Source organism: Enterobacter genomosp. O, assembly GCF_001022965.1.
In the GTDB taxonomy this organism is placed as follows: Bacteria; Pseudomonadota; Gammaproteobacteria; order Enterobacterales; family Enterobacteriaceae; genus Enterobacter; species Enterobacter cloacae_L.
This window is the reverse complement of record NZ_LECZ01000026.1, coordinates 162,799-186,053: the sequence shown is the minus strand read 5'-3', so window position 1 is coordinate 186,053 and position 23,255 is coordinate 162,799. Positions and strand designations below refer to the sequence as shown.

Annotated in this window: 22 protein-coding genes; 13 read left to right on the top strand and 9 right to left on the bottom strand. The window is 56.6% G+C overall.

The features are described 5' to 3' along the window. Positions 1-5: 5 nt before the first annotated feature. The 7 genes from fliJ to ABR39_RS14640 are packed head-to-tail and all read right to left on the bottom strand — an operon-like array spanning position 6 to position 6,636. Positions 6-452: a flagellar export protein FliJ gene (gene fliJ / locus ABR39_RS14670; RefSeq protein WP_047347531.1), complete on the bottom strand. Its 447-nt coding sequence runs from the start codon at positions 450-452 to the stop codon at positions 6-8. Positions 453-457: 5 nt separating this feature from the next. Continuing rightward, entirely contained in the window at positions 458-1,777 is a 1,320-nt protein-coding gene (gene fliI / locus ABR39_RS14665) for a flagellar protein export ATPase FliI (protein ID WP_047347530.1), read from the bottom strand. After that, positions 1,764-2,522, bottom strand: coding sequence for a flagellar assembly protein FliH (gene fliH / locus ABR39_RS14660; protein ID WP_047347529.1), 759 nt, complete (start codon positions 2,520-2,522; stop codon positions 1,764-1,766). The genes fliI and fliH overlap by 14 nt, the downstream gene beginning before the upstream one ends. 2 nt (positions 2,523-2,524) lie before the next feature. Then, a complete protein-coding gene (locus tag ABR39_RS14655; RefSeq protein WP_047347528.1) occupies positions 2,525-3,550 on the bottom strand; it encodes a flagellar motor switch protein FliG in 1,026 nt (341 codons plus the stop codon). Then, positions 3,519-5,210 (bottom strand): flagellar basal-body MS-ring/collar protein FliF, encoded by a 1,692-nt coding sequence (gene fliF / locus ABR39_RS14650; protein ID WP_047347527.1) that lies wholly within the window; start codon positions 5,208-5,210, stop codon positions 3,519-3,521. Before fliF ends, ABR39_RS14655 begins: the two co-directional genes overlap by 32 nt. Before the next feature lie 10 nt (positions 5,211-5,220). After that, the gene (fliE, locus tag ABR39_RS14645; protein ID WP_047347526.1) at positions 5,221-5,589 is read right to left on the bottom strand and encodes a flagellar hook-basal body complex protein FliE; all 369 of its coding nucleotides are present in this window, start codon (positions 5,587-5,589) and stop codon (positions 5,221-5,223) included. A gap of 18 nt (positions 5,590-5,607) precedes the next feature. Next, positions 5,608-6,636, bottom strand: a complete 1,029-nt coding sequence (locus ABR39_RS14640) for a sigma-54 interaction domain-containing protein (protein ID WP_047347525.1) — start codon at positions 6,634-6,636, stop codon at positions 5,608-5,610. Positions 6,637-7,154: 518 nt separating this feature from the next. Between ABR39_RS14640 and ABR39_RS14635 the strand changes: the two genes are divergently transcribed. The 7 genes from ABR39_RS14635 to ABR39_RS14605 are packed head-to-tail and all read left to right on the top strand — an operon-like array spanning position 7,155 to position 13,453. Beyond that, complete coding sequence (locus tag ABR39_RS14635) at positions 7,155-8,030, top strand: FliM/FliN family flagellar motor switch protein (RefSeq protein WP_047347524.1); 876 nt, start codon at positions 7,155-7,157, stop codon at positions 8,028-8,030. A gap of 1 nt (position 8,031) precedes the next feature. Then, on the top strand, positions 8,032-8,430 hold the full coding sequence (fliN, locus tag ABR39_RS14630; RefSeq protein ID WP_047347523.1) for a flagellar motor switch protein FliN: 399 nt from the start codon (positions 8,032-8,034) through the stop codon (positions 8,428-8,430). Then, positions 8,427-9,182, top strand: a complete 756-nt coding sequence (gene fliP / locus ABR39_RS14625) for a flagellar type III secretion system pore protein FliP (RefSeq protein ID WP_047347522.1) — start codon at positions 8,427-8,429, stop codon at positions 9,180-9,182. The genes fliN and fliP overlap by 4 nt, the downstream gene beginning before the upstream one ends. A gap of 2 nt (positions 9,183-9,184) precedes the next feature. Beyond that, the gene (fliQ, locus tag ABR39_RS14620) at positions 9,185-9,457 is read left to right on the top strand and encodes a flagellar biosynthesis protein FliQ (protein WP_047347521.1); all 273 of its coding nucleotides are present in this window, start codon (positions 9,185-9,187) and stop codon (positions 9,455-9,457) included. A 6-nt stretch (positions 9,458-9,463) separates the two neighbouring features. After that, positions 9,464-10,237 (top strand): flagellar biosynthetic protein FliR, encoded by a 774-nt coding sequence (fliR, locus tag ABR39_RS14615; protein ID WP_047347520.1) that lies wholly within the window; start codon positions 9,464-9,466, stop codon positions 10,235-10,237. Next, complete coding sequence (gene flhB, locus ABR39_RS14610) at positions 10,234-11,370, top strand: flagellar biosynthesis protein FlhB (protein WP_165587284.1); 1,137 nt, start codon at positions 10,234-10,236, stop codon at positions 11,368-11,370. Before fliR ends, flhB begins: the two co-directional genes overlap by 4 nt. Then, positions 11,357-13,453: a flagellar biosynthesis protein FlhA gene (locus tag ABR39_RS14605; protein ID WP_047347518.1), complete on the top strand. Its 2,097-nt coding sequence runs from the start codon at positions 11,357-11,359 to the stop codon at positions 13,451-13,453. The genes flhB and ABR39_RS14605 overlap by 14 nt, the downstream gene beginning before the upstream one ends. Position 13,454: 1 nt before the next feature. On the opposite strand, the gene ABR39_RS14600 is transcribed toward ABR39_RS14605, so the two are convergent. Then, a complete protein-coding gene (locus tag ABR39_RS14600; protein WP_240477074.1) occupies positions 13,455-14,300 on the bottom strand; it encodes a hypothetical protein in 846 nt (281 codons plus the stop codon). Between the two features lie 545 nt (positions 14,301-14,845). Here ABR39_RS14600 and ABR39_RS14595 point away from each other — a divergent pair. Then, entirely contained in the window at positions 14,846-15,463 is a 618-nt protein-coding gene (locus ABR39_RS14595) for a trimeric intracellular cation channel family protein (RefSeq protein WP_047347516.1), read from the top strand. 2 nt (positions 15,464-15,465) lie between these two features. Here ABR39_RS14595 and ligB read toward each other — a convergent pair whose 3' ends face one another. Then, complete coding sequence (gene ligB, locus ABR39_RS14590; protein ID WP_047347515.1) at positions 15,466-17,136, bottom strand: NAD-dependent DNA ligase LigB; 1,671 nt, start codon at positions 17,134-17,136, stop codon at positions 15,466-15,468. A 251-nt stretch (positions 17,137-17,387) separates the two neighbouring features. On the opposite strand from ligB, the gene gmk reads away from it, so the two are divergent. Genes gmk through recG form a run of 5 tightly spaced genes read left to right on the top strand, consistent with a single transcriptional unit; the run spans position 17,388 to position 23,254 of the window. Then, positions 17,388-18,011 carry a guanylate kinase gene (gene gmk / locus ABR39_RS14585; RefSeq protein WP_010426438.1) on the top strand — a complete coding sequence of 208 codons (624 nt, stop codon included), beginning with the start codon at positions 17,388-17,390 and terminating at the stop codon, positions 18,009-18,011. Between the two features lie 54 nt (positions 18,012-18,065). Next, positions 18,066-18,341 carry a DNA-directed RNA polymerase subunit omega gene (gene rpoZ, locus ABR39_RS14580; protein ID WP_000135058.1) on the top strand — a complete coding sequence of 92 codons (276 nt, stop codon included), beginning with the start codon at positions 18,066-18,068 and terminating at the stop codon, positions 18,339-18,341. A gap of 19 nt (positions 18,342-18,360) precedes the next feature. Beyond that, a complete protein-coding gene (spoT, locus tag ABR39_RS14575; protein WP_047347514.1) occupies positions 18,361-20,475 on the top strand; it encodes a bifunctional GTP diphosphokinase/guanosine-3',5'-bis pyrophosphate 3'-pyrophosphohydrolase in 2,115 nt (704 codons plus the stop codon). A gap of 4 nt (positions 20,476-20,479) precedes the next feature. Then, positions 20,480-21,169, top strand: coding sequence for a tRNA (guanosine(18)-2'-O)-methyltransferase TrmH (gene trmH / locus ABR39_RS25685; protein ID WP_047347513.1), 690 nt, complete (start codon positions 20,480-20,482; stop codon positions 21,167-21,169). A 3-nt stretch (positions 21,170-21,172) separates the two neighbouring features. Next, a complete protein-coding gene (recG, locus tag ABR39_RS14565; RefSeq protein WP_047347512.1) occupies positions 21,173-23,254 on the top strand; it encodes an ATP-dependent DNA helicase RecG in 2,082 nt (693 codons plus the stop codon). Position 23,255: the final 1 nt, after the last annotated feature.

Here is a 23,255-nt window from a genome sequence, read left to right as displayed (position 1 = left end):
AGCGTTTATCGTTGGCGAGCGGCGGCCTGCCGTTGGCGAAGCCAGCACTGAACAGAAACAGAATCGGTCATTTTTTGTTCGCGACGGGCTATCTCCATCCGTCGGTCGCTGCGTTTGGCATCCAGCACGATCGCCAGGCTTTTTTCCCGCTTTGCTTCGGCCAGCAGGTTACCCTGGATCTTTTCCGCTTCGAGTGAGGCCAGCGCCTGCTCTTGCTTCTGCCAGTCGATAACGCGCTGAATATTTTGCTTATATTTTGACTGGTTGATCATCATCGCGGCGCTGTTCGCGCTCTGCATCATCGTGTCCGATGCCAGCGTGGTCAGCGCATCAATGTTCTTCTCAAAGCGCTGACAGAGCTGCTTTTGCGAGGCCAGCTTCAGCGTAAGATCGTCCACGGCGCGGGTGCGCATTTGCTGCAGCTGTTCCAGGGTAGAAATGAGTTTGCTCATGGTCGTTATCCTGCCTGCGCCAGCGCGCGTAAGTCAGTCACGGTGGCCTCAATCAGCGCCGCGTCGTGCACTTCCTGCTGTAAGAAGTGCATGATGGCCGGCGAAAGACGTACGGCTTTATCCGCCAGCGGATCGGCGCCGGCCACGTAGCCACCCAGCGGTATCAGTGGCTTAATATTCTGGTATTCGGCGTACAGCTGTTTCAGGGTGCGCGCGGCAAGCTGATGCTCGCGCGTCGTCACCTGGCTCATGCAGCGGCTGATAGACTGGCCGATGTCGATGGCCGGATAGTGCCCGGCTTCCGCCAGGTGGCGCGACAGCACGATGTGGCCGTCGAGCACCGCACGCGCGCAGTCGACGATGGGATCCTGCTGATCGTCACCCTCTGCCAGCACGGTATAAATCGCCGTCATCGAACCTTTACTTCCGCTGTTACCGGCACTCTCCACCAGGCGGGGGATCATGCTGAACGCGGATGGCGGATAGCCTTTGGTCGCGGGCGGTTCCCCCAGCGAAAGGGCAATCTCGCGCTGGGCCATGGCGTAGCGGGTCAGGGAGTCCACCAGCAGCAGAACGTCTTTGCCCTTGTCGCGGTAATAGCTGGCGATGGTGTGGCACAGCTCGGTGGCCTTGATGCGCATCAGGGGGGATTCATCCGCCGGTGCGGCGACAATCACCGATTTCGCCAGGCCCTCGGACTGCAGCGAATTCTCAATAAACTCTTTAACTTCGCGCCCGCGCTCGCCAATCAGCCCCACGACCACCACCTCGGCCTGGGTGTAGCGGGTAATCATCCCCAGCAGCACGCTTTTACCCACGCCGCTGCCCGCCATCAGCCCCACGCGCTGGCCTTTACCGACGGTCAGCAGGCCGTTAATCGCCCGCACGCCCACGTCCAGCGGCGTCTCCACCGGCTGTCTACGCAGCGGGTGGATCTGCGGCAGCTGCTGCGGCAGCAGCGTGTCGCCGGTCAGTTTGCCCTTATCGTCCAGCGGTTCACCAAGGCCATTAACGACGCGCCCAAGCCACTGGTCGCCAATCATCACGCCCTCGCTTTTACCGGCAGGAAAAACGCGCGCCCCGGCAATCAGCCCGGACGGCTGTTTAAACGGCATCAGGTAGGTGACCTCACGGTCAAACCCCACCACCTGCGCGTCCATCATCTCTTGATCGATGCTTTCAACGTGGCACAACTGGCCGATCGCCAGCCGACAGCCCACGCACTCCAGCAGAATGCCGTTCACCCGCACCAGACGCCCGGCGACGCGCGCCAGGTCAATCTCTTCGATGGAGCGTAACGCCTGTTCGAAATCATGGCTGCTCATGGGTCGCGTCCGGCAGCAGGTTGTCCTTCAGCACCGCCACGCACTGGTCGAGCCGGTGCTGGCAGCCCACATCGATTTCGGTGGTATCGGTGATCACGCGGCATTCCCCCGGCTCCAGCGCTGGATCGGCGCTCAGCCCCCACTCCCGGGCTTTTTCCGGCTCCGCTTCGCTGATGCGGCGGAACTCTTCGCTGTTCAGCACCACGCGGATCTGCTCCGGCGGCTGCGGCAGGCTGGTCAGCGCCTCGTCCACCAGCGCGAGCAGCTGGGTCGGTTGCAGCGCCAGCTCGCAGCGGATCACCTGGCGGGTCACTTTCTCCACCAGCTGCATTAACTCTTCACGACGACGCTGTTCATAGCTCTCGAGGAAACGCTGAACGTCGGCGGTCATCCGTTCAAACGGCGCGGCGGCCTCGAGAAACTGCTGGCGAGCCTGCTGTTTGCCTTCCGCCAGCCCTTTGCGCATCCCCTCGTCAAAGCCGAGTCGCGCCCCTTCCTGGTAGCCTTCCTGCTTGCCCTCTTCCATTCCCTGCGCAAAGCCGCGGTTCATACCGTCGCGGAAGCCTTCTTCCATCTGCCGCTGATGCTCACCCGGGTCCTGCATAACCGCGGCCTCGCCCTCGGCCGAGGCCTGCGATGCCGCCCAGCGTTTGCGTAACGGCGGGAATTTATGCAGCCGCGGCTTAACCACCGCCTGGCGTCGGGAGGTCAGCGCCTCCAGCGCGGGGCTCCTTTTCTTGAACATGGTTATTCCACCGTCTGTTCTGCGAAGAGCTGCACCTGGATCTCACCCTCTTCCACCAGCTGGCGCAGGGTCTGCATAATCTCTTTTCGCACCTGCTCAATACGGCTGACCGGCACGGGCCCCATGCGGCTGGTGGTGCTTTGCAGCAAGGTCACCTGGCGCTTCGGCATCACGTTGAAAATGGCCTGACGCAGCACCGGCTCGGTCCCCTTCAGCGCCACGGCCCACTCTTCGATCGGCACTTCGTCCATCAGGCGCTGCAGCGTGGCTGGCGTCTGGCGGCTGAGAATAAAGAATTCGTACATTTCGTCCTGCAGATCGTCGACAACGCTTTCATCGCGCTCGCGCAGCTGCTCCAGCAGCTGCTGCTGATTGGAGGGGATACGGTTGACGATATTGGCCGCGTGCTTGATGCCCGCCACCTTTGAGCCATGCTCAGAGAGCACCGCGATGCCGCGGTCGATCAGGCGATCCAGCTCGTCGATCACATCGCGGTTCACGTCGTCCAGGCGGGCGACGCGGTAGATAATTTCATCCTGACGCTCGCGCGGCAGCACGCTCAGCACGCTGGCGGCAATGTCCGGCGGCAGGAAGGCGAGGAAAACCGCCTGCAGCTGCAGATGCTCTTGCTCAATCAGCGCGGCCAGCTGGGGAATATCGACCCACTGCAGGCGCGCCATCCGGTAGCGGATCTCGTCGCCGTAAATACCGTTTATCACGCTGCGGGCAATTTCACCGCCCAGCGCTTTTTCCAGAATGCTGCGCAGGTAGGAGCGCGACGCGCCGTTGATGCCGCTCTGCTCGCTGTAGTCTGAAAAGAAGTTGTTCATCGCCTGGCGCGCGTGGCTGACCTTCACGTCGTGCAGGCGCGCCATGGTTTCGCTAAGCAGCACCACCTCTTCGCGGGTGAGTTTCTGCATCACCTGCGCGGCGGCTTCTTCGCCCACGCTCATCAGCAAGATCGCCGCCTGCTCCAGGCGACTACGCCCTTTGGCGTTACTGGTCCGGTTTGCTATTGCTTCGGTCATTGCTGTTAATCCATTGTTTCAGAACTTCTGCTACCCGCTCTGTTTCGCTCTGGGCCAGAACCTGGAGATACTCGACTTTGGTTTCCAGGCCGGAGCTTTGCGGCGGCAGCAAATCGTCATTATTGTTGAAACCCGCTTTCGACAGCGTGGAAAGCCCGTTTTCAGCCACATACGCCTCGTCCGTCAGCAGCGCCGCGTCGTCCTGTGCGACGTCTTTCACGACGCGCTCGCGGCGCCCCATACGCTGGGCCAGCGGACGAACGCCGAAGAACAGCGTCAGCAGAAGCAGCAGGCCAATACCGCCGTTCTGCCCCCAGTACTGCATATCCGGATCCTTCCACCATTTTTCGGTCAGCGGGCCGTCGCTCTGAGGCGCGCTAAAGGCCAGCACGTCCAGCGTTAAGGCATCGCCGCGCTGTTTATCGATCCCGGCGGCGCTTTCCACCAGGCGGGTAATGGAGGTCAACTGTTCGGGGGTGATTTTTGCCAGCGCGGGAGCGGTCTGATTAAGCGCCACGGCCACGCTCAGCTTCTCCAGCTTATAGCCGGGATAGCGGATATGACGGATATCGCGGTCGAACGCATACTTGCGCTGCTCCTGGCTGCGGTTGCTCAGGGAGCGAGGATCGCTGGTGGTCGTGTTGGTGTTAGCCGCGGCGGCAGGCGCTGCCTGGCCGGTGGCCTGAGCTGCGGCCGCCTGCGGGTTCTGATTCACAGGGCGGTTACTTAACGAGCCGGGAATACCAAACGCCATTTCGTTGGTGCTGTTTTCCTGGCTTATCTGCTCGTCGCTCACGCGCGGCTCTTTGCCCAGCCGCTCCTGCGTCTCCTCCACGCGGCTTAAGTCCACGGTCGGCGCAACGCTGATGCGGAAGTTCCCCTCGCCCACCAGGGAGGTCAGCAGCGTGGTGATGTTCTTGCGGGTATCGTCGCGGATGCGCTGCACGACGTCGTTGCCGGCGCGCGACCCCGTGAGTTTTCCATCCGGGCCTTCAATCCCGTCTGAAAGCAGGTTGCCCGCCTGATCGACCACGCGAACGCTGCCCGGAGCCATGCCCGGCACGGAACCGGAAACCAGCTGCACGATAGAGGCCACCTGCTGGTCATCCAGCCGTTTGCCGTAGCGCAGCTGCACGATCACCGACGCGCTGCTGCTCGGTTTGTTGGTCAGAACAAACGAGCTGGACTCGCTCAGGCCAAGATGCACGCGGGCGTGTTCCACGGGATCGAGCGCCATAATGCTTTTCGCCAGCTCGCCTTCCAGGCTGCGCTTGTAGCGCACGTTCTGGATGAACTGACTGCTGCCGAGCATCTCTTCTTTATCCATCAGCTCGTAGCCGTCCGGCGTCGCGGCGCTGATGCCTTTTGCCGCCAGCGCCATGCGCGCCTGCGGAAGTTTGCTTTCGCTGACCAGAATCTGGCCGTTATCGGGGTTAACGCGGTAGGCAATATTTTCCGCGCCCAGTACCTCCACCACCTGTGAAACCGGGATCTGTTCCTGGGTGCCGTAAAGGGCGACATAACCCTGATTGTGGTTCCACAGCGAGGCGACGATCCCGAGCGCCAGCACCGCGCCGCCGGCAATCGCCAGCAGTTTGCGGTTGTTGACGCCAGAGGGCAGAGAGAGCGCGGGGAGACGAGCTTTGATTTTGTTTAACACGGTACAAACCTTACAGCGGAATATTCATCACGTCGTCCAGCGCGCTGTTGAGCTTATTGCGCACCTGCATCATGGCCGAAAAGGCCACGCTGGCTTTCTGGCTCTCAATCATGGCACCGGCTAAATCGTCGCTTTGTCCCATATCGATCGCGGTTTGCTTTGCGCTGGCGCTGTGCTGCAACGCATCGACGTTGTCGATGGCGTTGTTCAGTACGCGCGAGAAAGAGACCGGGTCCGTACGGGTAAACGCGTCATTCGCTGGCGCTATCGTCGGGGAGAGGTTTACCGCACCGGCAGACGCCAGCGAGGCCGTGCGCTGCATACGTTCCAGCAGCGCCTGTTGCGCGGTGTTAATACCTGCGGCAGCTATTTTGTCCATGATTCGTTCCTTCTTGCCTCAGGAATAACATTCAATATCAATGCCTTCGTCGCGCATCGACGCAAGGCGATAGCGCAGCGCGCGAGGGGTAATGCCCAGGAACGCCGCCGTTTTCGATTTGTTGCCTTTATGGCGTTTTAACAGGTCGATGATGTACTGGTACTCCGCCATGCGGCCATGCAGCTTGACGTCGTGAATGGCAGAACTGCTGTCCTGCTCCCGGTAGGCGGGCATCATGCCTACTGCCGGGTTTTCCGGCAGCGGTACGCGCGCCACCAGGCCAAGATCGGCGGCTTTGATTTCGTCACCGTTGCCGAGGATCATGCCCCGCTGAATCACGTTCTCCAGCTCACGCACGTTGCCCGGCCAGTCATAGCTCAGCAGCGCGTTACGAGCGTCGTCGCTCAGACGCACGTCGCCTTTGTGAAAGGCGCGGTATTTCGCAATAAATTGCTGAACCAGCGGCAAAATATCCTGCTTGCGCTCGCGCAGCGGCGTGATATGAATAGGCACCACGGAAATACGGTAAAACAGATCCTGGCGAAAACGCCCTTCCGCAATTTCCTGCTGCAGATCTTTATTGGTTGAGGCAATCAGACGAATATCGAGTGGAATACGCTTGTGGCTTCCCAGTCGTTCGACTTCCTGCTCCTGCAATACGCGTAATAATTTTGCCTGCAGAGACAGCGGCATATCGCCAATTTCATCCAGAAGTAACGTTCCGCCGTTGGCCTGCTCAAATTTTCCGGCCACGCTGGCGACCGCACCGGTAAATGCCCCTTTTTCGTAGCCAAATAAAATGGCTTCCAGCATGCTTTCCGGGATCGCCGCGCAATTAACGCCAACATACGGCGCACCGCGCGTGCAGGCATGTTCATGAATATATTTAGCAATACACTCTTTTCCTGTTCCCGTCTCGCCGGTGACCAATACTGACACATTATATTTAGCAACGCGGCGGGCTAATGACATCACACCCACGCTGGCAGGGGAGGCGGCAATAAAGCCCTCTCCATTACGGTCTTCACGTTCAATGATAATGCTCATTCTGGAGTACCATTAAAAGAACTAAAAAAAGAAGAATTCGCTACATCTTTATTAACCCCCACGACCGTTTATCCATTGTCTGTTGGATAATGGAAAACGTTTAAATAATGTTAATAAAGATTAAAACCTAATTTATTTTCACGAGGAAAGGAATCTTCCTGGAAAATATGTTGCCTAGTATACGTATCGTCTAAGAATTGTCTTATCTTTAATGCATATTAAAACATCAATCCTTTAAATTCAATTAGTTGCCGTAGTTATTAATCAGACTTTTGCCGGAAAAATAATTGATTAATAACCGTCAGCGTCTTGCATTAAAAAGAAGAGAAAGGTCTAATCCTCAGCCTGAATAAAAAGGCATTTGGCTTTCGACAGGCAACGATCCTTCGATGCCAGTGATAAGCGTCACAACGTTTTCAAAACTCAAATGCGTGCAGAAAAATTTTCGTGATGAGTCGCAACGGTCGTCATCCTCGCGTTATTGTCACATCAGGAATTGTTATTAAAGCGGAATAATCATGTACCCTGCTTCAGAGCGAATCAGAATCCACCAGCAGAATAACCTTCCTGAACTGGTAAAACTTGATGTCAGTAAACTCGGCCGCCCATGGCATAAGCTACCTAAATTAATGAATGATAGCTTTGATATCCTGGATGCACGCCTGAGCATTTACTTTCTGAAAAAATTACGGGTCAACGCCGCGTTAGAATCCATGACGTTTGTCATTGATAAGCATTATAAGAATGCGCAAATATTCTCTACGCCTTACGGGAATATTGGCTTTGTTATTGACCGTATTTTATTACTCAACGTCCTTCATGATTATTATGGGTTGAGTAAAGACACCAACCATATAGCGCCCGATGAATCTTTACCGGTAACCAAAACGGAAGAGCGCCTTAAAAGCAAACTGGGGCAAGAACTCACGTCGCTGATTATATGCAAAGAAACGTTTGGCGAAGAGCTGGATATCAGGGTTGATTATTCCTCGGTCATTAATCAGTGGGTCTGGGGCATTACCTTTACCCTGGCCGGGTATAGCCACGGCAGTTTCACCGTGCTGCTCGACAATCATCATGTCGACCAGATGCTGGCGACGCTGCGCGCGCCGGACGGCAGCGCTCGGGCCGTTGAGCAGAGCATGAGCTTAAGCCCGGCACAGATTGAACGCCTGTTCGACAGCCTGCCGCTGAAGCTGACCGGCCGCCTCGCCAGCCTTAACCTGACCGTTGCCCAGATTGCCGACATCAAACCCGGGGACATCATCCCCATCGCGATAAATGAACCGGTACCGGTGTTTATCGGTAAAGAACAGATTTTTGAAGCCGCAATCGCCGAAGATCGCAGCAAGCTTTTTTTATGCGATATCCACGACAAGACAACCGAGAAGTAATATGAGTGATTTGCAACATGAGCTGAGCCAGTCTCTGGATCTGGACGACCTGAACCTGAGCGATATGCCGCAGGAAGAGACCGTTGAAGGCAATATCCGCCTCGATATGCAGCCTGAAATTCGTCATGCGCCGCAAACCGACGAACGCCGCATGGCGCTGTTCAGCCGTATTCCGGTAACGCTGACCCTGGAAGTCTCCTCCGTGGATATCTCGCTGGCCGAACTGATGTCGGTCAACAGCGATTCCGTGATCGAGCTGGATAAAATGGCCGGCGAGCCGCTGGATATCAAAGTGAACGGCATTCCCTTCGGCAAAGCGGAAGTGGTTGTCCTGAACGACAAATACGGCCTGCGCATTATCGAGTTCAATGCAAAAGAACTGGGCGAGCTCACCCGATGAACCGCACGTTTTACCGCAGCGGCTGCTCGCTGCTGCTTCTGGCCAGCCTGCTGTTTGCCCCGTCGGTACTGGCGGCGAACGGTGATATCACGCTGTTCAGCACCACGGCGAACGGCGCCGGGCAGGATTACAACGTCAAAATTGAAATCCTGATCCTGATGACCCTGCTCGGCCTGCTGCCGATCATGGTGCTGATGATGACCTGTTTCACCCGCTTTATCATCGTGCTGGCGATCCTGCGCCAGGCGCTGGGTCTGCAACAGAGTCCACCTAACAAAATTCTTACCGGCATTGCGCTGGCTCTGACGCTGCTGGTGATGCGTCCGGTATGGACAACGATTTATGCCGATGCCGTCGAGCCGTTCCAGAATGACCAGATCACCCTGAAACAGGCGCTGGTCAACGCCGAAGCGCCGCTGAAGAAGTACATGCTGGCGCAAACCAACAATAAAGCGATGGCGCAGGTCATGACCATCGCCGGGGTGGAAGGCGATGCCCGCGAGCAGGATCTGACCATCGTCACCCCGGCCTATCTGCTGAGCGAGCTAAAAACGGCCTTCCAGATTGGCTTTATGATCTACATCCCCTTCCTGGTTATCGACCTGATTGTCGCCAGTATTCTGATGGCAATGGGGATGATGATGCTGTCGCCACTCATCGTCTCGCTGCCGTTTAAGCTGATGCTGTTCGTGCTGTGCGACGGCTGGACGCTGATCGTCGGTACGCTCACCTCCAGCGTGCAGGGATTGTAGCGATGATGAACATGGACACGGCGGGCGACATCATGGCCTCCGGTATTCATCTGGTGCTGGTGATCTCCGCCGTGGCGATTATCCCCAGCCTTATCGTCGGCCTGTGCGTCAGTATTTTCCAGGCCACCACGCAGATTAACGAACAGACGCTGAGCTTCCTGCCGCGCCTGGTCGTGACGCTGGGCGTACTGATATTCGCCGGAAAATGGATGCTGACGCAGCTGGTGGATTTCACCGTCCAGATTTTTCATCAGGCGGCGGCACTGGTGGGCTAAGGCGTCATGGGAATCGATATTCAGGCGCTGTGGACGCCGGTCATGGCGCTGGTGCTGCCCTTCTTCCGCATCCTCGCCTTTCTACAGTTTGCCCCGGTGCTCGATAACCGCGTCTTTTCAAGGCGCATCAAAATCGGCACCGCGCTGGCACTGGCTATCATCATTACGCCGATGCTGCCGCACAACGTGGTGCTTAACGAACTGATTTCCCTGCGCAGTATTTTGCTGATTGGTGAACAGCTGCTGTGGGGGTTTATCTTCGCCACGGCGCTGCAGCTGGTGTTCGTCGCGCTGCAAACGGCCGGGCATATTCTGTCGATGAACATGGGGCTCGGGATGGCGATGATGAACGACCCGGTCAACGGCAGCTCCACCACGGTTATCGCACAGATTATCTATATCTTCTGCGGCCTGCTGTTTTTCATTATGGACGGGCATTTACTGCTGGTGACCATTCTGTTCAAGGGTTTCAGCTACTGGCCCATCGGGCAGGCCATTAACCAGCCGTCGCTCATGCTGGTCGTTCAGGGTCTGGGCTGGATTATGGCCTCCGCAACGCTGATTGCGCTGCCGACCACCTTCGTGATGCTGATCGTTCAGGGCGGCTTCGGCCTGCTTAACCGGGTATCTCCGACGCTAAACCTGTTCTCGCTCGGGTTCCCTATCAGCATGCTGTTTGGGCTGCTGTGTATTTCAATGCTGGTGACCAATATTCCGGATCACTATCTCAATCTGACCAATGAAATTCTGGCGAAACTTGACGCCATAAGGGTGCAGTGATGGCCTCCAGCGGCGATAAAAGCGAAAAACCCACCCCCGGGAAGCTGCGCAAAGCGCGGGAAAAGGGGGATATTCCCCGTTCAAAAGATCTGACCATGGCCGTCGGGCTGGTGGCGTCCTTTTTCACTCTGGCGGCGTTTTTGCCCTACTACCGGCAGCTGATCGCCGAGTCGTTCGCCGCCGCCGGCACGATGGCGCAGGACCTCGATAACCCGACCATTCTGAACCAGTTCCTGATGCTCAACCTGAGCGTACTGCTGCGCTTTATCGCTACGTTAATCCCGATTCCCCTGGCCTGCATCGTGGCCAGCCTGGTGCCGGGCGGCTGGATATTTACCCCGACGAAGCTCAAGCCGGACTTTAAAAAGCTCAGCCCGATAAGCGGCATCAAGCGCATGTTTTCCGCCAGCCATTACACGGAAGTCGGCAAAATGCTGCTCAAATGCGCGACCATCCTCGCCGTGCTTTACACAATGGTACATAGCCAGATGGGCGATCTTCTGCACCTGCAGCGGCTCTACCTGAACCAGGCGATTACGCACGGTTTCTCTATTTTCCATCACGTTGTTAGCTATTTCGTCGCCGTTATCGTCATTTTCGCCCTGCTTGACGTGCCGCTGAGCAAGTTTATGTTCACAAAAAAGATGCGCATGACCAAGCAGGAAGTGAAAGAAGAGTACAAGAACAACGACGGTAATCCGCAGATTAAAGGGCGTATTCGCCAGCTACAGCGCCAGATGGCGATGGGGCAGATCTCGCGGACCGTGCCCACCGCCGACGTCATCATCACTAACCCAACCCACTACGCGGTGGCGCTTAAATACGACCCGCAGAAGGCGGAAGCGCCGTATATCGTCGCGAAAGGCATAGACGACGTGGCGCTGTGGATCCGCGAAGTGGGTGCCAGCCACAGCATCGAAGTAGTGGAATTCCCGCCGCTGGCGCGGGCGGTGTACTACACCACCCGCGTTAATCAACAAATTCCGGCGCAGCTGTTTCGCGCCATCGCTCACGTGCTGACCTACGTCATGCAGCTCAAATCCTGGCGCGAGGGTCGCGTTGAGCAAAAACCCCGCCTGAACAGGCACATTGATATTCCTCAAGAGGTATTAAAAGCCAATGGCGAACAGTAAGTTGCACAACGTGCTGGGCGTGCTCCGCAAGGGGCAAGTTGCGGTACCTGTCCTGCTTCTCTGCGTGCTGGCGATGGTTATCCTACCGCTGTCGCCGCTGATGCTGGACATCCTGTTTACATTCAATATCGTGCTGGCGGTCATCGTGCTGCTGGTGGCGGTAAACATGCAGCGTCCGCTGGATTTTGCCGTTTTCCCGACCCTGCTGCTGATCACCACGCTGATGCGCCTGACGCTAAACGTGGCCTCGACGCGCGTCGTGTTGCTGAACGGTCATCTGGGTGAAGGGGCGGCCGGTAAGGTCATTGAAGCCTTCGGCCAGGTGGTTATCGGCGGCGACTTCGTCGTCGGCTTCGTGGTGTTTATCATCCTGATGATCATTAACTTTGTGGTGGTCACCAAAGGGGCGGAACGTATTTCAGAAGTCTCCGCGCGCTTTACGCTGGACGCGCTGCCGGGCAAACAGATGGCGATCGACGCCGATATGAATGCGGGGCTCATCAATCAGCAACAGGCGCGAGCGCGTCGTCAGGAAGTAGCGAAGGAAGCGGACTTCTACGGCGCGATGGACGGTGCATCGAAGTTTGTGCGCGGCGACGCCATCGCCGGCATCATGGTGCTGATCATCAACGTGATCGGCGGTATCTGTATCGGTATCTTTAAATACGATCTGGATGCCAGCCATGCGTTTCGCCAGTACGTATTGCTGACGATTGGTGACGGCCTGGTCGCCCAGATTCCATCGCTGCTGCTGGCCACCGCCGCCGCCATCATCGTTACCCGCGTCAGTGAAGGTAACGACATCAGCGACGAAATTAAAAGCCAGCTGCTGTCCAAACCGAGGGTGCTGTACACCGCCGCATTCGTGATGTTTATCCTCGCGGTCGTGCCGGGTATGCCGCACATTGCCTTCCTGAGCTTTACCGCTCTGCTGCTGTTTGCCGCCTGGCGACAAAGCAAGGCGGTGCAGCCTGCACCGCAAGAGACGGACATGGAGGCCATCAGCGACGCGCTGGCACCTGATGCCAACCCGCCGATTACCTGGGACAGCATTCCGCTGGTAGAGCCGATAGGCCTGAACCTGGGCTATAAGCTGGTCTCCATGGTTGATGAATCACGAGGCAGCCCGCTGTCGCTGCGCGTGCGCTGGGTGCGCCAGGTGATCTCTGAGCTATGCGGCGTGCTATTGCCTGAAATTCGCATCCGCGAAAACTTCCGCCTCAAGCCCGCGCAGTACGCGATTCATATCAACGGCATCCGCACGGCGATAGGGGACGTTAACGCCGACAAGCTGATGGCGATCCCCGGCACCGAGCTGTACGGTGAAATCGACGGGGTGCTGGATACCGACCCCGCCTACGGGATGGCGATCGTGTGGATTGACCCGGAGCAGAAAGCGAAGGCGCTGAACCTTGGCTATCAGGTGGTGGATTGCGCCAGCGTGGTGGCGACCCATATTAATAAAGTCGCCCGCGAACATCTGCCGGAGCTGTTTAACTACGACGACATTACCCATCTGCATGCCCGCCTGGCACAGCAGGCACCGAAGCTGGCAGAAGATTTAAGCGCCGCGCTCAACTATAGCCAGCTGCTGCGGGTTTACCGTCAGCTGCTGCTGGAGCAGGTGTCGCTCAAGGATATCGTCACCATCGCGTCAACGCTGCTTGAAAGTTCGGCGGTGACAAAAGATCCGATACTGCTCACCTCAGATGTGCGCTACGCGCTGCGTCGCGCTATCGTCCACAGCATCAACGGCGATCGTCCGCAGTTGGCGGCCTACACCATCGATAGCCAGCTGGAAAACATGCTGCTGAACGCGCTCAACCAGGCGCAGCAGGCAGGAAAAGTGGCGCTGGACAGCTTCCCGGTTGACCCGAATATCCTGACCCAGCTGCAAAATACGATGCCGATGATTTATGAGCAGATGAAAGCGAAAGGCTTGCCGCCGCTGCTGCTGGTTACGCCACAGCTGCGGCCGGTCATCTCGCGCTACGGAAGACTGTTTGCCAGCGGGCTACACGTGCTTTCCTACAATGAAGTGCCGGATGATGCCGATCTTAACGTGGTGGGCACGCTCGCCTGATTTACTGAGACAGGTAGCGCAATTTCCATTCCGCCAGGGTACGCGGCATTTTAGCCGTATCGTTACCCTGGGTACTGAAGTAGGAAAATGCCAGTTTGCCTTTATCGTCAGGCTCAATCCGCGCTGCCCAGATGTCGTTCGCGGTGTACATAATAATCGCCGTACGCGTATTGGCGGCACCACGGACCCACATAGAAACGACCGTTGCGCCGATATTATCAATATCGTCCTGATAGATATAAATATTGGCGGTATCCACAAACTTTTGGTATTCGTCACCCACCAGCGCACGGAAGCGTTCGTCTACCTTCGCATCCCGGAAGATCTCCAGCGACTGCAGGGTCGCTTTCGGCCGCGGATCCAGGTCTGACTTCACATAGCGGCCATCAATAAACGCGCCGCTGGGCATTAACAGACGGCAACCCCAGTCCGCATTGCTGTATGCCTGAATGGCGCCGCTTAACCGCGGAATAAACAGCACCTTACAATGCTTGCTGTCGACCATATTATCGATCAGCACCATACCGTTTAATTTTCGGGCTTCTGCGGTGAATTCATCTTTATTCAATCCCGCCCAGATACGAATATCAGCAACAATTGACCAGTCCGCACTATGGCTGAACTGGATCACTCCGCCGCTGACGTTGGCGGCACTGGTATTCCACCAGCGCCCCTCCCAGGAGAAGTCAGACGGCACGTCAGCAATCCTGCTGATCCCGGTGTAGTAAGCGCGCTCAATACAGTCGTCCGAGGCACACTCACCGAGCGACTTCTCCCATGCCTCAAACTCCTGATGCACCTGCCCGGCATCACGATAAACCAGCATCGCCCGGTAGACGCTCGTCATGGTGTCATCCAGCCAGTGCAGATTGGCATTATTACAAATTGTATTCTGCAGCGGCGTTGCGGCGCGCTGGCAATTGACGGCAAAAACGCTGGTGCTGGTTAATGCCGCTGTAATAATAAATAACTTAATCAGACACTTAATCATGTAGGATGTTTTTTAATCAAAAAGGGCGCATATTTTGTCTAAAAGATATTTTCATTGCAATAAAAGGTTATAAATAATTCACCAGATAAATTATTAAAGAATCGTTTTTATTGTAGCCAACTCTTATTAATTGTTTATTTAATAAATTTATTATCGAGTATATTGTTAGAAGAATTCTTTTGCGCGTTAAAGATTACTTTTTATAAGCCAGAGTCGCGCCAAAGACGTCGTGACCGCACCTTAAAAGAAAGGCAATCTACATTAGCAAACAAGGCATTAGCGCACACAGTTGCCAAATTCATTCATTAGTTAAATTTATTCAAAATGGCTCGCCTTAGAAAATTTCAATCGTGATCGTGCGCACAAATCGCTAACCTCCTCGCGTTCACACCGGAGGGTATATGCTGCTTCACATTCTTTATCTCATTGGTATTACCGCAGAAGCCATGACCGGCGCACTGGCCGCCGGACGTCGCCGGATGGACACCTTCGGCGTGATCATTATTGCCACAGCAACCGCGCTGGGCGGCGGTTCCGTGCGCGATATCCTGCTGGGCCATTACCCGCTCGGCTGGGTTAAACACCCTGAGTATGTGATTATCGTGGCCACTGCTGCCGTATTAACCACCATAGTGGCACCCGTTATGCCCCACCTGCGCCGCCTGTTCCTGGTGCTTGATGCGCTGGGGCTGATCGTCTTTTCGATAATCGGCGCGCAAATCGCGCTCGATATGGGGGAAGGGCCGGTCATCGCCACCATTGCTGCCGTGGTCACGGGGGTGTTCGGTGGTGTGCTGCGTGATATGTTCTGCAAACGTATTCCCCTGGTTTTCCAGAAAGAGCTGTATGCGGGTATCTCTTTTGCTGCAGCGGTGCTCTATATTGCCCTGCAGCATTACGTTTCTAACCAGGATGTGGTTGTCATCTCCACGCTGCTGTTTGGCTTTACTGCCCGCATGCTTGCGCTGCGTCTGAAGCTCGGGCTTCCCGTTTTTCATTACAAACACAGCGCACACTGATTTCAGAACCCGTTGATGTGCTGCTGAGCAAGCCACCTGACCAGCACATCAATTTCTGGCGCGTGTATCCAGTTAACAATTTGCCTGGCCTTCTCTTCTCCCGTTCCCGGCAAGGTCTGCCAGTCCTTTGCGTTACGCCCGCTCATCTCCTGCCACGATATGTCACCCATCGCCTTCAGCGAAGCCTGCGTCAGCGGAACGCCGAGTGCCATGAGCCAGCGGATAAATGGCTGCTCACGCACCAGATTAAATCGATGCCAGAGCGCCAGCCCGCGCGCTGAAGAAAACCCTGGTGTAGCCTGCAGCTGAGACTGGGTTAATAACAGCCATGAGAAGAGATGTTCAAAACGATGCGCCTGCCAGAGGGTTCGCCATCCTGACTCGCCTAATCCTTCAATATTGAATACCTGCTTTGAGCTGAGCCACGTCAGCCTGGCAAAGAACTGCTCCATGCACTCCGGCGAAGCATAAAAACAGCTAAGAGCATGATAACGCGAGGCCGGAGGCTCGGGTTTTTGCCTGTCCATCCCCCGCCAGACCACCCTATCAAACCGGGGAATACCCTGCCCGGCCAGGCTGACCTGTATCTGATCGCCCGGGGCAATATCCAGCCTCTGCCAGCGCCCCACCGAGCCCAGACTCACCCGCTGCACCTGTTTATCATCCAGTTGTACAGGCTCCAGCGCCGCAACAACGGAAATTTTGCCCGTTCGCCCCACGGTAAAATGAATATCGCTGACCTCAGCGACCCGTGCTGCAGGAGGATATTTCCACGCGACGACCCAGTTGCCTTCTCCGGGCAGCCAATTTTCACCTGCGGGAACATCTGCTGACCGGACCACAATGCCATCCGTGGCAAAGGGTAATGCGGTGTTTTGCCATGCCGAACGCTGTTTTTCGACGGCATCAACGGTCTCAACCGGCAGGGTATAGCGTGCCGTCAGAGAAAATCCTGCCCTGGAAAGCTCAGACAACCGGTTCTGCATGCCTTTCGGCCCGTCCGGCCAGGCCCAGATAAATATCCCTGTCTGGTTCAGAAGCGTGTTGTCCTTTTGTCGCATCATCGCTCCCGCCACTTTTGCGCGCGCATTCATGCCACCCATCTGCTGTTGAATGTGGTTGTCACGCAACCAAAAAAGCTCCCCCTGCAGGACGCTGTTTGCCAGCTCGCCGGACACCTCATGAGGTACCGACGGAATTAAGCGCGCTTGCGCCGTCCAGTCCTCGCCTTTAAGCCCATTTCCACGGCTAATGGCCTGAGTTAGCTTTCCATCGCGATACACCAGAGTTACCGCTACGCCGTCGACTTTAGGCTGCATCCAGAGATTGCTCCGGCCGTGCATCCACTGATTAAGTGCGTCTTTGCTGGCGGCTTTATGAACTCCCGTATGGGCGACAGGATGTTTTACGCTTCCCGCCAGCGCAGGAAGGCGGTTCTCAGGAAGATCGGTACCAAAGCAGCGCTGCCACTGCGTTAGCCGCCCGTTAAGCTGGTCATAAACCTCGTCATTGACCTCGCTCACGCCCTGCTTCCAGTAAGCCTCATCCCAGCGTTTGATTTGCGCGCTTAACGACGCGATTTCTTTCTCTGCTTTGGCCTGCGACCACACCGGACACACCGCCGCGCCATAGCCACACCACAACAGCATTAACCCGCTAATCCATCGCCACATCGCTACCCCTCCTTTGTGTTGCAGGAGATATACCGCGATGTCTAAAACAACGCTAACGACAACGTTTCACCGTGCGAGGTGCTATCCGGTATTTCTTTTTGTTGCTGTAAACCACAGATAAAACCTGAAAACGGTACGCAAAATTCAATAATCCAGGGGAAAAAGTGTGACAAAGGCTACGTCACACGGCGGTGACGTGTATAATAAGCCCGTATGTAGGACTTCTTCGCTAACACATACAAAAGACTCTCATGGCTCAAGGCACGCTTTATATTGTTTCTGCCCCTAGTGGCGCGGGTAAATCCAGCCTTATTCAGGCACTGTTAAAAACCCAACCATTGTACGACACACAGGTTTCTGTTTCTCACACCACGCGAGCGCCGCGTCCGGGTGAAGTGCACGGTGAACACTATTTCTTTGTAGATCACGACGAGTTCAGAGCGATGATCGGCAGAGACGCGTTCCTTGAACACGCTGAAGTTTTCGGTAATTACTACGGCACCTCGCGTGAAACCATTGAGCAGGTTCTGGCCACGGGCGTGAATGTGTTCCTGGATATCGACTGGCAGGGCGCACAGCAAATTCGCAAGAAAATGCCTGACTCGCGCAGTATCTTTATTTTACCGCCATCGAAAGATGAGCTGGATCGCCGCCTGCGTGGCCGCGGTCAGGACAGCGAAGAAGTGATCGCAAAGCGTATGGAACAGGCTGTTGCAGAAATGAGCCATTACGCGGAATATGATTACCTTATTGTGAATGATGATTTTGATGCCGCGCTGAGCGATCTCAAAACCATTCTTCGCGCAGAACGTCTGCGTATGAGCCGCCAGAAGCAGCGACATGACGCATTAATCACCAAACTGTTGGCAGACTGAACCCACTTTCAGTATCATGCCCAGTCATTTCTTCACCTGTGGAGCATTTTAAGTATGGCACGCGTAACTGTTCAGGACGCTGTAGAGAAAATTGGTAACCGTTTTGACCTGGTGCTGGTCGCCGCGCGTCGCGCTCGTCAGATGCAGGTAGGCGGTAAAGATCCGCTGGTACCGGAAGAAAACGATAAAACCACCGTTATTGCACTTCGCGAAATCGAAGAAGGTCTGATTAACAACCAGATCCTCGACGTGCGTGAGCGCCAGGAGCAGCAAGAGCAGGAAGCCGCAGAACTGCAGGCCGTAACCGCTATTGCTGAAGGTCGTCGTTAATTAAACCTGCGGGTCGCCCTTGTATCTGTTTGAAAGCCTGAATCAACTGATTCAAACCTACCTGCCTGAAGACCAGATTAAGCGTCTTCAGCAGGCGTATCTCGTTGCACGTGACGCTCACGAGGGCCAGACACGTTCAAGCGGTGAACCCTATATCACGCACCCGGTAGCGGTGGCCTGTATTCTGGCCGAGATGAAACTCGACCACGAAACGCTGATGGCCGCTCTGCTGCACGACGTGATTGAAGATACCCCAGCCACTTACCAGGACATGGAACAGCTGTTTGGCAAAAGCGTTGCCGAACTGGTGGAAGGGGTCTCTAAGCTTGATAAACTGAATTTCCGCGACAAGAAAGAGGCGCAAGCCGAAAACTTCCGCAAGATGATTATGGCGATGGTGCAGGATATCCGCGTCATTCTCATCAAACTCGCTGACCGTACCCACAACATGCGCACGCTGGGCTCACTTCGCCCGGATAAACGTCGCCGCATTGCCCGTGAAACCCTCGAAATCTACAGTCCGCTGGCGCACCGTTTAGGTATTCATCACATTAAAACCGAGCTGGAAGAGCTGGGTTTTGAAGCGCTGTACCCGAACCGCTATCGCGTGATTAAAGAGGTGGTGAAAGCCGCACGCGGTAACCGTAAAGAGATGATTCAGAAGATCCTCTCTGAGATTGAAGGGCGGTTACAGGAAGCGGGAATTCCGTGCCGCGTCAGCGGCCGCGAGAAACATTTGTACTCCATCTACTGCAAAATGGTGCTCAAAGAGCAGCGTTTTCACTCGATCATGGATATCTACGCGTTCCGCGTGATCGTCCACGACTCCGACACGTGCTATCGCGTGCTGGGGCAGATGCACAGCCTGTATAAACCGCGTCCGGGTCGCATGAAAGATTACATCGCCATTCCAAAAGCGAACGGCTATCAATCTTTGCACACCTCGATGATCGGGCCACACGGCGTGCCGGTTGAAGTGCAAATTCGCACCGAAGACATGGACCAGATGGCGGAGATGGGTGTTGCCGCGCACTGGGCCTATAAAGAGCACGGTGGCGAAAGCAGCACGACCGCACAAATCCGCGCCCAGCGCTGGATGCAGAGCCTGCTGGAGCTTCAGCAGAGTGCGGGCAGCTCGTTTGAATTTATCGAGAGCGTGAAATCCGATCTCTTCCCGGATGAGATTTACGTTTTCACCCCAGAAGGTCGCATTGTCGAACTGCCTGCGGGCGCGACGCCGGTCGACTTCGCTTATGCCGTGCATACCGATATCGGGCATGCCTGCGTGGGCGCTCGCGTCGACAGACAGCCTTATCCGCTGTCTCAACCGCTCTCCAGCGGCCAGACGGTGGAAATCATTACCGCGCCGGGCGCACGTCCGAACGCGGCCTGGCTGAACTTTGTCGTCAGTTCTAAAGCGCGCGCCAAAATTCGCCAGCTGTTGAAAAACCTCAAGCGTGATGATTCCGTCAGCCTCGGGCGTCGTCTTCTCAACCACGCGTTGGGCGGCAGCCGCAAGCTGGCCGAAATCCCGCAGGAGAACGTCCAGCGTGAGCTGGAGCGCATGAAGCTCGCCTCGCTTGACGATCTGCTGGCAGAGATTGGCCTCGGCAACGCCATGAGCGTGGTGGTGGCGAAGAACTTGCAGCAGGGCGACACGACAGCCGTGCCTGCCACTACACAAAGCCACGGACACCTGCCGATTAAAGGCGCGGACGGCGTGCTGATCACCTTCGCAAAATGTTGCCGCCCCATCCCTGGCGACCCGATTATTGCGCACGTCAGCCCGGGCAAAGGGCTGGTTATCCACCATGAATCCTGTCGTAACATCCGCGGCTATCAGAAAGAAGCCGAGAAGTTTATGGCGGTCGAGTGGGATAAAGAGACCGCGCAGGAATTTATCACCGAAATTAAGGTGGATATGTTCAACCACCAGGGTGCCCTGGCGAACCTGACGGCAGCAATCAACACGGCGTCTTCCAATATTCAAAGCCTGAACACGGAAGAAAAAGATGGCCGCGTGTATAGTGCCTTTATTCGTCTGACCGCCCGCGACCGCGTGCATCTGGCGAATATTATGCGCAAGATCCGCGTCATGCCGGACGTGATTAAAGTCACCCGTAACCGAAACTAGTGGCATGAATTCACAACGTTACGCGCGTATATGCGACATGCTCGCCAGGCGTCAGCCTGACCTGACGGTCTGCATGGAGCAGGTCCATAAACCTCATAACGTCTCTGCTATCGTCCGTACCGCAGATGCCGTCGGCGTGCATGAAGTGCACGCCGTCTGGCCGGACGGCCGTATGCGAAATACGGTCTCGGCGGCGGCAGGCAGCAACAGCTGGGTGTCTGTCAAAAATCATCACACTATCGGTGAAGCCGTCTCGCACCTGAAAGGGCGCGGGATGCAGATCCTTGCGACTAACCTGTCCGCTAAAGCCGTAGATTTCCGCGAGATCGACTACACCCGCCCGACCTGTATTCTGATGGGCCAGGAGAAAACCGGGATCACCGAGGAAGCACTGGATCTGGCGGATCGGGACATCATCATTCCGATGACCGGCATGGTCCAGTCCCTCAACGTCTCCGTGGCCTCCGCGCTCATTCTGTATGAAGCGCAGCGCCAGCGTCAGAACGCCGGGATGTACGAGCGCAGCAACAGCATGCTGCCGGAAGATGAACAGCAGCGCCTGCTGTTTGAAGGTGGTTATCCGGTGCTGGCTCGCGTTGCGAAGCAGAAAAAATTGCCTTACCCCCACGTCAACGCGCAGGGCGAGATCGAAGCCGATGCCGAGTGGTGGGCCACCATGCAGTACGCTGGGTAACCGATGAAAGGCCGCCTGCTGGATGCCATCCCGCTCAATAGCCTGACAGGCGTGGGCGCGGCGCAAAGCGGTAAGCTGGCTAAAATCGGCCTGCACACGGTGCAGGATCTCCTGCTCCACCTCCCTCTGCGCTATGAAGACCGCACTCAGCTCTACAAAATTGGCGATCTGCTGCCCGCCATTTATGCCACCGTTGAAGGCGAAGTCCTGAACTGCAACATCACGTTTGGCGGACGCCGGATGATGACCTGTCAGATCAGTGACGGCACCGGCATTCTCACCATGCGTTTTTTCAACTTCAGCGCGGCGATGAAAAACAGCCTGGCGACGGGCCGCAGGGTGCTGGCTTATGGCGAGGCCAAACGCGGGAAGTACGGCGCAGAGATGATCCACCCGGAGTACCGCGTTCAGGGCGATCTCAGCACGCCGGAGATGCAGGAGACGCTCACCCCGGTCTACCCGACGACCGAAGGCATCAAGCAGGCGACGCTGCGTAAGCTCACCGATCAGGCGCTGGAGCTGCTGGATACCTGCGCGATTACCGAGCTGCTGCCGCCAGAGCTGGCGCAGGGGATGATGAGCCTGCCCGAGGCGCTGCGTACCCTGCACCGCCCGCCGCCAACCCTGCAGCTCAGCGATTTAGAAAGCGGCAAACACCCCGCCCAACAGCGTCTTATCCTTGAGGAATTGCTAGCACATAACCTGAGTATGCTGGCGCTTCGCGCGGGCGCGCAGCGTTTCCATGCCCAGCCCTTAAGCCCGCGCGATGAGCTCAAAGATAAGCTGCTGGCCTCCCTGCCGTTTAAACCCACCGGCGCACAGGCGCGCGTCACCGCCGAGATTGAACGCGATATGGCGCTCGACGTGCCGATGATGCGCCTGGTGCAGGGCGATGTGGGATCCGGTAAAACGCTGGTGGCCGCCCTGGCCGCCCTGCGCGCGATTGCCCACGGCAAACAGGTGGCGCTGATGGCGCCGACCGAACTGCTGGCCGAACAGCACGCCAACAACTTCCGCGCCTGGTTCGCACCGCTCGGCATTGAAGTGGGCTGGCTGGCCGGGAAGCAAAAAGGCAAAGCGCGCCTGGCGCAGCAGGACGCCATTGCCAGCGGACAGGTGCAGATGATTGTCGGTACCCACGCTATATTCCAGGAACAGGTTCAGTTTAACGGCCTCGCGCTGGTGATTATCGATGAACAGCACCGCTTTGGCGTGCACCAGCGTCTGGCTCTGTGGGAAAAGGGATTGCAGCAGGGTTTCCACCCGCATCAGCTGATCATGACCGCCACGCCCATTCCGCGCACCCTGGCGATGACGGCCTATGCCGATCTGGACACCTCCACCATCGACGAACTGCCGCCGGGTCGAACGCCGGTCACGACGGTCGCCATTCCGGACACGCGCCGCAGCGATATCATCGACCGCGTGCGCAACGCCTGTACGCATGAAGGGCGTCAGGCCTACTGGGTATGTACGCTGATTGAAGAGTCTGAGCTGCTGGAAGCGCAGGCTGCAGAAGCCACGTGGGAAGAGCTCAAGCTGGCGCTGCCGGAGCTGAACGTGGGTCTGGTTCACGGACGCATGAAACCTGCCGAAAAACAGGCGGTAATGCAGTCGTTTAAACAGGGTAATTTACATCTGCTGATCGCCACCACGGTGATTGAGGTCGGCGTGGACGTGCCAAACTCCAGCCTGATGATCATCGAAAACCCGGAACGTCTCGGCCTTGCCCAGCTCCACCAGCTGCGCGGACGCGTTGGCCGCGGCGCGGTGGCATCCCACTGCGTACTGCTCTATAAAGCCCCACTTTCAAAAACCGCCCAGATGCGGTTGCAGGTGCTGCGCGACAGCAACGACGGTTTTGTCATTGCGCAAAAAGACCTGGAGATCCGCGGCCCGGGCGAACTGCTGGGCACGCGTCAGACGGGGAACGCGGAATTCAAAGTCGCGGACCTATTGCGCGATCAGGCCATGATCCCCGAGGTTCAGCGCCTCGCCCGCCATATTCACGAACGCTACCCCGAACAGGCGGCAGCGTTAATTGAACGCTGGATGCCGGAAACCGAACGCTACTCCAACGCCTGAT